Source organism: Cyclobacterium plantarum (genome assembly GCF_011290685.1).
Taxonomy (GTDB): domain Bacteria; phylum Bacteroidota; class Bacteroidia; order Cytophagales; family Cyclobacteriaceae; genus Cyclobacterium; species Cyclobacterium plantarum.
Genome location: NZ_JAANYN010000005.1, coordinates 89,109 through 102,668 on the forward strand (window position 1 = coordinate 89,109; position 13,560 = coordinate 102,668).

Sequence of the window (13,560 nt, forward strand, 5' to 3'; positions counted from 1 at the left end):
AAATAAATGAAATATGCCCATTTATCCCAAGCTTTGGTGCTTTTATTATTTGATTGACATTATCTATCAATTTTTTTTTTCTTTTCGATTTTCCAATAAGAATAGGTCCTTTCTTATTTGGATCAAATTTAAATAGGCTTTACTTTTGCCTTATTAAAAAACAGTCTAAATAAAATCAGTCATACTTTCATACGAAAAATATCATTTGATGAAGATATACTATTCATTTACAAAAAAAGAGAGGTCCGGATTTGCTGGAGTATTGTTGGGAGTTATTTTTTTGATGGCCACTACTTTTACTGGATTTTCGGCTACCGATACTGAAAAAGAGGGTCAAATTGTGATTCAAGGTAAGGTAAAATCAGATGAAGGGGAGCCCGTTCCATATGCCAATGTACAGGTGATTGGAACAGTTAAGGGGGTTTTAACAGGTGTTGATGGTAGCTTTACAATCTATGATTTGGAAGATGGCGATTATACCCTTAAAATCTCTGCAATAGGGTTCAAACCAATATATAGGGAAGTCGTTCTACCTGGAGGAGAAGCAAAGGAATTAAACTTTTTTTTCGAAGAAATAGGGGTTGAAATGCCTCAAATCACAGTGATTTCCAATAGAGACAGGATTTTCAGCAGGGTGCCTGGATCTGTGTCTTACATTGACGAAAAGGAAATCAGAACCATTCAGCCTATCAGCGGAAACGAGGTGTTAAGAAGGTCGCCCGGGGTACACGTCGTTGATGAAGAGGGATTGGGAATGCGGGTGAATGTTGGTATTCGTGGTCTGGATCCTGATCGCAGCAGATCAGTATTGGTCATGGAAGATGGTGTACCTGTGGCACTCGCACCTTATGGAGAACCGGAAATGTATTATTCTCCCTCAATAGACCGAATGGCAGGTATTGAAATTTTGAAGGGATCAGGTCAGATCCTTTATGGCCCCCAAACCATCGGCGGAGTAATCAATTATATTACACCCAATCCGCCCCGGGAACAGGAAGGCTCAATACGTATTCAGGGGGGTCAGGGGGGATTTTTCAGTGGATTGCTGAATTATGGCAATACTTTTGGCAATACAGGCTTTCAGGCAAATCTAATGCGAAAAAGAGGCGATAATATTGGTCCTACATCATTTGATATCACTGATTTCAACACCAAATTTCTTTTTAATACTGGCAAGGATTCGGAACTGGGCGTTAAAATGGGCATTTATGACGAATCATCCAATTCTACTTATATTGGACTGAATCAGGTCATGTATGAACAGGGAGGGATGGATTATACCAGGTTGGCCCCTGATGATAACCTGGATGTGAAAAGGTATTCTCTTAGTTTTAGTCATAAGTACAAGATCAATAAAAACATAAATATCAGGACCATCGCTTACGGTTATACCACCACAAGAAACTGGAACCGTCAGGATTTTTCCATTAACAATGACAACCAGGCTCCATCCAACTGGACAGGAGTAGTCTGGGGAGATTTGGATATCCCCGGAGGAGCTATTTTCATGAGGGATGGCACAGGCAACAGGAACAGGGAGTTTGAGGTTGCGGGATTTGAACCAAGACTGGAAATTGCCCATCAGCTTTTTAATCTCAATAATTTTTTGACGGTCGGCACCAGGTTTTTATATGAAAGAGCCTTTGAGCAAAGGATCAACGGTACTAAAGCGGGGGTAAAAAGTGGAGCTTTGGTCGAAGATGAGGTCAGGACAGGTCGTGCCATAAGTGCCTATGCCCAAAATAAGATTAAACTGACAGAAAAATTTGAAATGAATGCCGGTTTAAGAATGGAAAGGTTCAATTACGAAAGGGATATTTTCAGAAGGAATTTCCCGGATGTTGGTTTAAGGGATACTTCCTTACTTGCCCGGAATAACATCATGGAGCTGATACCAGGTTTGGGATTTAACTTCAAGCCAACTTCTGCGATGAATATTTTTGGTGGGGTTCATAAAGGTTACGCGCCTCCCCGAACCAAAGATGCCATTACTTCTACCGGAGATGTGTTGGATCTTGAGGCAGAAAAAAGCTGGAACCTTGAACTCGGATTCCGCACTGAACCCAACAGTTGGATGTTTTTAGAATTGACTGGGTTCAGGATGGATTTCAGTAACCAGATCATACCCGTATCTGAATCATCCGGTGGGGTCGGTTTTGGTGTGGTCAATGGAGGTGCTACCCTTCATCAAGGTATAGAGTCTGCCCTGGTAGCTGATTTAAGCAGGCTTCTGGGTTTGAAAAGATCCAAACTGAATTATGATATCAATGCCACCTATATCAATGCCGAATTTTCAGAAGACAGGTTTAAAGGGGAAAGGAATATCAATGGGAACAGGACTCCCTATGCTCCCGAGTGGCTTCTCAATACCGCCTTTACTTTTGAAACCAACGAAGGATTATTATTCAGGTTAGGGGCTAATTATATCGGTAGTCAATTTACTGATGAGATCAATTCCATCCAACCCTCAGTCGATGGAAGATCGGGGAAAATCTCATCTTATTTTGTTTTGGATGGTACCTTAGCCTACCAGATTAAAGAATGGAACAGTCGATTTAATCTTTCAGTCAAGAATTTGACCAATGAAAGATACATAGCAAGTAGAAGGCCTCAGGGAATAAGGGTAGGTCTGCCTCGGTTGATTACATTAGGATATGAGTTTAAATTTTAAAGAAAAATTCAAACAATTCTAAGTTCCTTTGGTTCTTAATATGTAAGGCTTTTACAAGCTTTTCTTCATAGTGCTGGGTTATGCCGCCTCTTCGCAGAGGCGGCATTTTTGTATTTTAGCAAAACCTGAAAGGGATGTGGATTTTTAGGGACTATTTGAATAAAATAATACCTTTGCAAAAAAAAAGAAATGATAGTAGTCGGTAATGCGGTAATCAGTGATGATATCAAAGATCATTTTTTTGTTTGCGATCTGGAAAAGTGTAAAGGAGCATGTTGTGTGGAAGGCGATGCTGGTGCTCCTTTGACCGAGGAGGAGACCGGAATACTTGAAAAGGAATATGCCTCCATAGCCCCTTTTATTTCCGCTGAAGGACGGGCAGCAATAAGGAAAAAGGGGACATGGGAAATAGATCAGGAAAACGAAAAAGGGACAACGACTATTGGCAAAAACGGTGCATGTGCCTACGCTGTTACTGATGAAAGGGGAATTTTGAAGTGTGGTATAGAACAAGCTTATAATAAAGGGAAAACATCATTTAAAAAGCCCATCAGTTGTCACTTATATCCGATCAGAATTACCAAATACGATGAATACGATGCCTTGAATTACGACAGGTGGCAAATTTGTGACCCTGCTTGTCACTTAGGCAAAGCTTTGGGGGTTCCTTTGTATAAATTTTTAAAGGATGCTTTGGTAAGGAAGTATGGCTTGGCCTGGTACCAAGATTTTTTAAAAGAAATTGAATGCACAAAATAATTCATATTAACAAATTAGGTTTTATTCAAGTGCTTCTTTTTGAATTTCTTATAAAGGTTTTTGTATTTATCTATAAAAGTCATTTCAATTCTCTTCCTGCAATTTATATAGTATTGAAAACCCTGACCTCCAGGGTTTTTATTTTTTCTACAAGTCCTTTGTAAATATCAGATAATTATATTTATTACTTAAAGTAATTATATTTTACGATATATAATTTAATATATGTAAAGTGTACATTACTATATATCAAAAAATAAAATGCCTTTAATTTGGGCTATAATACAAAAAATAAGGATCAAAATATAAGTGCTTATCTGAAAGGAAGATTTACCTGTTTCCGACAGAGAGTAGAATAACTGCCTGAGGGCTATTGCAATAAAGACATAATAAATCCCTATGTTAAACCGCTATCCAAATAGCTCACTTTTCATGTTGATTGCCCTATTATGGTTATCGGGTGCAAAAGAAGCGTGGTCGGCACCGATAATCCGGGATGTATTTGTTTTCTCTGAATGTGAAAAGATGGCCTCGATCCGCGTAAGAAATGGTGTGGCACCCTATACCTATGTTTGGAGCTATGAAGGAAATATTGTCCAAACGGATGCGGGACTGGGTGAAAGTGACATGAGTACCATCGAACAGGCACAAGGTGGGGATTACAACCTGACTGTGACTGACAGTGATGGAAACACCTACACGGAAACCATCAACTTTTCAGGTAGCACGAATTTTATCTTAAATATACTTTACGAGGAAAACCAGGAATGTGAAGGTGAAACTTTTGGCCAGGTTTATGGGACCATAGAAAATGGGATTGCTCCATTTACCATTAATTTTTTTGATGAAAGTGATGCACTGGTTTTGACCACGGTTTTAAATGGTAGAAACCTGGATTTGAATGGTGTTCCGGCAGGAAGCTATCTGGTAGAAGTAATAGATGCCACTGGCTGTAAGGAATTGACAAGTGTTGAAATTGAGGAAGTGGAACCCCTGGTTCTGGCTCCCGGTGCTGGAGCCGGAACCTTTCCTGAAACCTGTGAAGCCAACGGGGGGGTGACTTTTGATGCAACGGATTTTTTTGGAGATGTGGCTTTTAGGATAAGAAGGGCCAATGGGAGCTATGCTACAGGTTGGCTACCGGCTCCGGGAGGGCAGATCAGGTATGATCAGCTTGAGGCAGGAGATTATGTCCTTGAAGTAACAGACGACTACAGGCTGGAGGATTGCCCCGAAGAGTTGGTTTTCAATATCGCAAACGAACAGCTTCTGGAAGTGTCTTTTAATACTTCTCCCGTCAGTTGTTTTGGCGACGCTGATGGGGTCATTTATCTGGAAGCGGAACGTCTTTTTATGGGCTTTTCCTTTCCTCCAGATGAAATCATAGTAGATATACTTGATCCGGCAAACAATTTGGTTGTCAATGGACAGGTGATTTCAATCGGGGCTTTATCCGGGGAAGCAGATTTTCCCGGTCTTTCTGCCGGAGAACATACTGTTATCGTCCGGCATGGAGGAGTTGATTACCCAGAGTGTACCCTTACCTATACCGTAAATATTGAGGCTCCGCCCTCTGCATTAACTGCTTCAGTGAGCAGCACACCTGAAATTTGTTTTGGTGCAGCCGACGGGACCGCCACTGTTAGCAGGTCCGGAGGCTGGGGTGGGTACAGCTATTTGTGGAGTGATGGGCAGACCACCAGGACAGCTTCCGGGCTTTCTCCCGGGGATTATTCGGTCAGGATAAGTGATAGCGGAGGCTGCTACCTTGATTTGGATGTCACTGTGGAAGGGCCGGCAGAAGCCATATCCGGCGATATTACCCTGTTGTCCGGATTGACCTGCGTGGGCTCCAATGATGGCTCGGCAAGGGTATTTGATATTCAGGGAGGCTGGGGAAACTACAGTATTGAATGGAGCAATGGAGAGACTGGCCCGGAAGCCAGCCAGCTTCCAGCGGGTATCAATACGGTTACTGTACGAGATGAAGAAGGCTGTGAGCATACATTTAGCGTTGATGTATCCGTTCCTGATGCCCCGGATATCAGTTATACAGCTACTGAGCCAAGCTGTTTTGGCGCTGCTGATGGCAGTATCAGGGTGCAAATTCATGAGGCTTCCACCACCTATACCGTTACAGTTGACGGGGAGGTGCAAACCGGCAATGACCTGCTATTTGAAGGACTTCCGGCAGGTCAGCAAGAAGTGAGGATATCCTATTCTTCGGTATGTAATATTACTTCATTCATTACCATAGATGCTCCCGATGAACTTCTGATCAATGAAGACAACTTAAATATTTCCCCCATCAGCTGTACCGGAGCGGAAGATGGTGCCATTTCCGGAATCACAGCCAGTGGTGGAACCGGCACCCTGACTTACCAATGGGAAAAAGAGATCAGTGGAACTTTTCAGGAATTGGTGGGAGAGTCCGGGCTTTCATTGGACAACCTTTCCGGAGGTACCTACCGGCTGCGGGTATGGGATGAGAATGATTGTTCTGTCTCCCGTGATTTTGTGGTTTACGAACCAGATCCATTACAGGCTGGTAATCCGCTGGTCACCGATGTAAGTTGTTTTGGCGCTGCGGATGGGTCGGTAAGTTTTACCATTTCCGGAGGCACTGCACCCTACACCTATACATTGAATGGTGGGGTGTCGCAATCCACTTCCAACAGTCCGATCCTTCTTTCAGGGCTTACTGCTGCCACGGATAATTTTATTGTAGTAACAGATGCCAATGGCTGTACGGTTCCGAATATTAACTTTGATATACTCGCACCTCCCGCCATTGTGATTTCGGATGTGGACATTCAGGCAGAGACTTGTTTTGGACAAGGAAATGGCAGCATCCAGTTGAATGTCAGTGGAGGATCGGGCAGTTTTTCTTACGAATGGTTTAGGGCTTCAGACCCTTCCACAGTGATTGCAACCGATAAGGATTTGACCAACAGACCTCCAGGGCAATATATTTTAGAAGTGAGTGATCTGAATCACACTACCTGTACACTTCAGGAAACATTTGTTATTCCCATTACTCCGGAACTGGAGTTAAGCCTGGATGGAGAACCAGTGGATGTACTATGTTATGGAGAAAGCACCGGGGCCATTTCCATTGCTGTGGAAGGTGGAACAGGAAACTATATCTTTGACTGGGAGGGTCCGGATGGCTATTCTTCAGACCAGCAAAACCCATCATCCCTTGCCGCAGGACTTTATCAGGTAAGGGTTACCGATGAAAACGGTTGCTGGGAACAATTAAGTGATATCCTGATCTCTGAACCTTCTTCTGCAGTTTCTATCAGTTTGTTGAACAAAGTAAGTCCAAAATGTCATGATTCGGAAGATGGGCGCATAGAAATACAGGTAGGAGGTGGCAGACCAGGCTATCAGATAAATTGGGAAAGGGCCGTTTCTCCCGGCGTTTTTGTGGCTATTCCGGGTTCATCTCTTACCCTTTCAGGCATAGGCTCAGGGACATACCGTGCACTGGTCCAGGATGCCAATACCTGTATTGCCGCCCTGGAAGTGGATTTGGATGGTCCGGAACCCCTGCAGGTAAATCTGATCGACAAACAGGATGTTTCTTGTTTCGGAAGAAATGATGGTCAGATTGCGCTGGAAGTGACAGGAGGTTCAGGGGTTTATTTCTTTGACTGGGACCATGGGTTTATCAATCAAAACCCTACCAACCTGGGTGAGGGGACATATGCGGTGACGGTAAGTGATGCCAATGGTTGCAGCTTCAGGTTGGACAATATACAAATTGACCAACCAGACGCCCTTCAAATTGAATTGGATGAGGTGATTGCACCTAGCTGCGGCTTGGATGATGGGAGTGTGTCCGTATCATTTATTGGTGGCGATCCCCTGACGGCAAGCAGCAGGTGGGTAGAATTGTCTACTGAGACTGTGATAGCAGAGGACCAGAATGTCGTTTCCGGCCTGAGTCCTGGTTTTTACAGAATAGAATACAGTACTGGAGGGAATTGTACCGTCACCAGAACAGTAAACGTGCCAGGTCCCAGTAGTCCACTGCAATTGGTGACCAACTCCCAGGATGCAGTTTGTCCCGGAGAAAGCGGGATAATATTTCTTTCCGCTTCGGGGGGAGTGCCAGGCTATACCTATTATATATTGGATGGCGGTATTTGGGAAGTAGCTACTGGTTCGATTTTAGCAGGTTTGCCTGCAGGAGATTATGATGTCCGGGTAGATGATGCCTCAGGATGTCAGGATTTTGATGTCATTACCATCAATGAGCCCAACCCTCCTGTATTTGACGCAGAAGTAACATCACAGGTTTCTTGCTTTGGTGGGGATGATGGGACTATTACCTTCAGTATTTCGGGAGGTACCGGAACTTATACAGTTCAGTGGTATAGAAAAACTGCTTTGGGAGGGAAAAGTCCCATAGCCGATAGCAGTCTTTCCAGCCTGATAACCGGAACCTATTTTATGGAAATAGTCTATGCGGGCGGTTGTACGGTGACTTCTCCCGACTATGAAATCACTTCACCGGATCCGATTATTCATTCCACTGACCTTGATCAACCTGTTTGCTATGATGATAGCGGGCTTTTTTCCATCACTTTTTCCGGAGGAAATCCGGGAAAAAGCCTGATCCTTACTGCTGACAATGGCTACTCGATGAGCCATAATGATGAGGTTTCAGGAACATATACTTTTGAAGACCTGGAACCTGGTAATTATTCCTGGCTACTGGAGGATGTTTCCTGTACGGTGGTGGAAGGGAACTTTACCATTGAGGATATTCTTCAACCAACTTTTTCCAGTAGCCATCAGGACATCTCCTGTTTCGGAGCTGCGGATGGCTCTCTGGAAATCAATGCGCCATCGATACATTCCGGCAGGACCTTTTCCGTATGGATCAATGGTGTGAGTCAGGGAAATCAAACTTCATTTTTCAATATGAACCCTGGTATTTACCAGGTTTGGTTACAGGACAACAGAGGATGCCAATCTGAGCCACAAGTGATTGAAATCACTGAGCCGGAAAGCCCTTTGGCTGTTGAACAAGTCGTGGTTTCCCCGGTCATTTGTCATGGGGATAACTCAGGTTCTCTGAGCTTTGAAATAGTTGGGGGAAGGCCAAATTACCGGGCATTACTTATTCCAGATGGTGGGTCCGGAGTTTCTTTATCCGGATTAAATGAGGGGGAAACCTACGAATTTTCCGGGCTTACAGCTGGGGAGTATACTTTGGAGGTTTGGGATGACAATGACAACTGCACCATTTCAGCATCCATTACCATTACACAACCTGAACTTTTGACAGCAGATCTTGCAGCAGGGCTGATTCTGTGCGAAGGGGGAACGACTTTTCTTGAACTCACGGTGGAAGGGGGTACGCTTCCTTATGTATTTACCTGGGAAAGGTTTGATGTTGTGGCTGGTTCCTGGCAAACCCTGCCGGAAACCGGAAATGGCCTTATTGGTATTCAAGCCGGAGATTACCGGTATACGGTTACTGATGCATCTACCTGCCTGTTATTGAGCGAGGAGGTTACCATTGCCGATGCCCACGAAATTGAAATTGCATTTGCTGCCGAAGAGATTTCTTGTTACGGCGGATCAGCACAGGTTAGTCTATCTGCCAGTTCACCCGGAAAGGATAGCTTCACCTTTTTTGTCAATGGCAGTCAGATATTTGGAGAAACGTTTCAGGCACAAGCGGGGACTTATGCAGTTTATGCACAAGATAACATCAATGGTTGTTTGTCGGATGAAATATTCATTACCATGGATCAACCGGCTGCTCCTTTGGAAGTTAAGGATTTTTCCTGGCAGGACCTGAGTTGCTTTGAAGCTGCTGATGGAAGTATTTCCCTGGTCCTGGAAGGAGGCACAGCGCCATATACCATAGTGGTAAATGGAAATACCTATACGGCCAGTGAAAATGAAGTCCTTCTGATTGATGGCCTGTCTGCCGATGTGAGCTACGATTTTGATGTGACCGATGCCAAAGGATGTATCCTCGATATACCGTCTAAAACCCTTCAACAACCCTTGCCGCTGCAGGCATTGGCTACTGCGCCCGCCATAAGCTGTTTTGGAGGGGCGACCTCAATAAACCTGCAGGTCACAGGAGGGCTAAAGCCGTACAGTATTTCCTGGGCCTATTCTACCGACGGAATTGATTTTGTGCCTTTGCCATCGCTTGAAAATGAAACGTTACTTCCGGACAGGGACCCGGGCCATTACCTGTATTCCATTGGGGATGGAGCCTGCGGTTTCCTGACCGATACAATACATGTCCAGGCACCGGCAGCGGTGGAGCTGGACGCAGAGAGTTTTGACGTATCATGTTTTGGAGGAAATGATGGTAGGGTGACATTGATGCCATTCGGAGGTACAGGATCCGGGTTCAGGATATTTTTTAATGGGGTGGAGGTACCCGGAAGTGAAATTAGCGGTTTAACGGCAGGAACCTATACTGCATTTGTTATGAATGGAACCTGCCGGTCGGAGGATATTTCCATAACAGTGTCTCAGCCTTCCGCACCATTGCTCGGGCTGGTGGATTATCCGGAGGAATTGGCTTGTCATGGAGATGAAGGTACAGTTACCCTGAGTCTCAGTGGTGGTACTTCACCCTACACCGTCTCCCTCAACGGGGAGGAGAGTACCCTGGCAATTGCAGGAGATCTTTTCTTTGCCGGAATGGCAGCCGGATCTTACCTTGTAGAAGTAGTGGATGAGGCTGGTTGTAGCTGGGAAGAGAACTTTACCATTGCTGAGCCGGACCCCTTGAGTATTTTTACTGAAGATGTAATTGATGTAAGTTGTTTTGGAGGGGCAGATGGATCTATTAGCCTTATGGCTTCCGGTGGTTCGGGAAGTTATACCTACCGTTGGTTTGATGATGCTGCTGCAGAAATTGGTACTGGCAGGCATATTTCAGGGCTAAGCGCAGGAAATTACCGGGTAGAGGTAATGGACGAAAATGGCTGCCTGATTGCTCAGGACTATGAAGTTGAAGCACCTGAGCCGGTGGATTTTACTTTTTCGGTACAAAATGTCACCTGTGCCGGTTCCCAAAACGGACAGATTTCAGCAATTGGTTCCGGAGGAAGACCAGATTATCATTTGATTATCAATGGTATTCATTACCCGGGTTTGTTGGCCAATGGCCTGGCATCCAATACCTATCAGGTACAGGTAATGGATGCCAATGGTTGTATTTCTCCTACCCGGGAAGTCAGGGTAGAGGAGCCATTGCCTTTGCAACTTGATGCGGAAATTCAGGATGTAAGTTGCTATGCGGCCAATGACGGTAGGGTTACTTTGCAGGTGGAAGGCGGCACAGCTCCTTATCAATACCGCTGGTCAGACGGCAATACCCTTTCCGAAAGATCCGGGATGGCTCCGGGAAATTATGAAGTGATCATCACAGACAGCAACGGCTGTACTGTACGGGATCAGGTACTGATCTTACAGCCCGAAGCTTTGCTGGTGCAGGCAGATATTCAACCGGTTAGTTGTTTTGGCGGCAGTGATGGCCAAATTCGCCTGGATATCAGTGGTGGTAACGGATCCTATACAGTCGTCTGGGAAGCCCTTTCTACAGGTCTTGAAATCGGAAGCGGGGCCTTGATTGAAGGATTGGCGTCGGGCAGGTACCTGGCTTTGATCCAGGATGATAATGGTTGTGTCATACAAAGAGAATACCTGGTTTCAGAACCTTCTTCTCCCTTGTCTGTGGTGCCTTTGGTAACCGATGTGCGTTGTGCCGGAGAAGGAAGCGGGGGGATTAATCTGGTGGTTTCAGGCGGAACTGCTCCTTATAGCTTCAATTGGTCATCTGGAGAGGTTACCAGTTCCATTTCCAATAAAAACGGTGGGATATATCAGGTTCAGGTAATGGATGCCAATGGTTGTATCTGGACCGATAGTATTGCCATAGATGAGCCCGACCCTGTTGGGGTGACGGCTGCCATTACGGATGTTTCCTGTAAAATGGGCGCTGATGGAGCCATTGATCTGACCATCACCGGGGGAACAGGTGAACCGCGCGTTCAATGGAGCAATGGCATGACCGGCACCTCCATTTCGGGGTTAAGGGCAGGAGTTTACACAGCTTTTGTGCTGGATGAGCAATCTTGTTTTGACAGTTATACCTTTATTGTCAATGAACCAGAAGAGGAATTGACAGTAAGTGGAAATGGAAGCTTTGAACTTTGTTTTGTGGAAGATGTGGTTACCCTGGATTTAGAGGTTAGTGGAGGTACTGCTCCCTACCAGTATGCCTGGTCAAATGGCGCTACTGAAAAAGACCTATTTGACATCGCGCCTGGAAACTACGAAGTAACTGTTACGGATGCCAAAGGTTGTACTGTAATTCGGACTTTTGAAGTGCCTCCACCTACTTCTCCCATGGATGTGACCATTTCTGGAAAACTGGGTGTTTGTAGTGTCAATGAGAGGGGAGAAGCCAATGTTACAGTGAGTGGCGGATTGGCCCCTTATTCCTTCCTGTGGTCCAATGGAGCGACCACCTCTTCCACCGATAACCTTACTCCCGGTGTTTATAGTGTAGATGTGACTGATGCAAAGGGTTGTGTGGTGAGAAGAGAAGTGGAAATTATCCGCTCAAGGAACCTGCAGATCAGTCTGGAGGATATACAGGGAGTTTCGTGTTTTGGTGCAAACGATGGAAGCATCAGCATCCGCGTTCAGCCGGAAGGGGGGGCTTTTCAAATTTTATGGAGCAACGGTGTAGCTGATCAATTGACCATATCGGATCTTGGGCCTGGAGTCTACACCGCAACCATCACCGATGAGGCTGGTTGTGTGACTTCTGCCGCTTACCAGGTACGTGAGCCGGAAATCCTAAATGTATATGAAACCATAGCCGATGTAGACTGTCATGGCAACGGTAATGGAAGTATATTTCTTGAAGTAAGGGGAGGAACGGCCCCCTATAACTTTGCCTGGTCCAATGGTGCCAACAGCAAGGATCTTCGCAATCTGGAGCCGGGAACGTATTCCGTGGTGGTGACCGATAGGATGGGTTGCTCCACCGGAGGTACTTATACCGTTGCCGAACCCGCGCCTCTCGAAGTAAACATATCTCAAACAGATATGCTGGCCTGCCACGGTGATGCCAATGGCTTTATCAATCTGGATATATCAGGAGGAGTTCAGCCCTACCGGATTACTTGGAGTGATGCACCTGATCTGGGAACCCAAAACAGGAATGGCCTTGAAGCCGGAAGTTATACGGTGCTGGTCACAGATGATAACAATTGTACTCAGGTAAACACCATAGTAATCGAGGAGCCGGCTCCGCTGCGAGTGGAGCTGTTTACCCGCTTTGATGTGGATTGTGAGCTCAAGGTGTTGACGGGAGAGGCCTGGATCGAAATTCAGGGCGGGACTGGCGAAACCTATGAAATATCCTGGAATACAGGAGATCAAAATGTTTTGGAAACACAGTTTTTTGAGGATGGAGTAGTGGAAGTTAGGGTGACCGATGAGAGCGGATGCAGCATTGAAGTTGCGGAAGTGGTGACCATGCCGCTGGCTTTTTCTGAAGCAGAGTTCCTATATACCGTTTTATCCACCGGTGTGGAGGGAGAAATCCTTGTCAATGATCCTGTACAATTCAGGGACCAAACCCTGGGGAATGTATTTACCTGGGAATGGGATTTTGGTGATGGGAATAAAAGCAACGAGCAACATCCCATCCACAGTTATACCAAACCTGGTACCTATACGATCAGCCTGACTACTTTTGATGTATTGGGCTGTGTCTCAGAAACCAGCAGAACAGTGGAAGTGGTAGCCTCATACAGGATCCTGATTCCGAATGCTTTTTCGCCCAATGATGATGGGTTGAATGACTACTTTAAACCTAAATTAAGAGGCATAACAGATTTTGAAATGCACATTTTCAACAAGTGGGGAGAATTGGTGTATTCCGCCTTTAGTCAGGAGGATGCGGGCTGGGATGGCAGATTGAAAGGTCAGTTGAGTCCGAACGGGAATTATGTGTACAAAATCAACTATGTTACTGTGGATGGAGAACCAGGTACCCAAACAGGTGTGTTTACGCTCATTTATTGAGGAGGAAATAAATTTTTTGAAGCAATTTAAATTAATGGAGA

3 protein-coding genes are annotated in these 13,560 nt (G+C 45.2%); all 3 read left to right on the forward strand.

What is annotated here, in order from left to right; genetic code table 11:
* Positions 1-208: 208 nt before the first annotated feature.
* The 3 genes from G9Q97_RS12710 to G9Q97_RS12720 all read left to right on the forward strand — a co-directional run bounded on the left by G9Q97_RS12710 (position 209) and on the right by G9Q97_RS12720 (position 13,519).
* Positions 209-2,671, forward strand: a complete 2,463-nt coding sequence (locus G9Q97_RS12710; RefSeq protein WP_246255643.1) for a TonB-dependent receptor — start codon at positions 209-211, stop codon at positions 2,669-2,671.
* Between the two features lie 189 nt (positions 2,672-2,860).
* Positions 2,861-3,430 carry a DUF3109 family protein gene (locus G9Q97_RS12715; RefSeq protein ID WP_166147421.1) on the forward strand — a complete coding sequence of 190 codons (570 nt, stop codon included), beginning with the start codon at positions 2,861-2,863 and terminating at the stop codon, positions 3,428-3,430.
* Positions 3,431-3,829: 399 nt separating this feature from the next.
* Complete coding sequence (locus tag G9Q97_RS12720; protein WP_166147430.1) at positions 3,830-13,519, forward strand: T9SS type B sorting domain-containing protein; 9,690 nt, start codon at positions 3,830-3,832, stop codon at positions 13,517-13,519.
* Positions 13,520-13,560 lie beyond the last annotated feature (41 nt).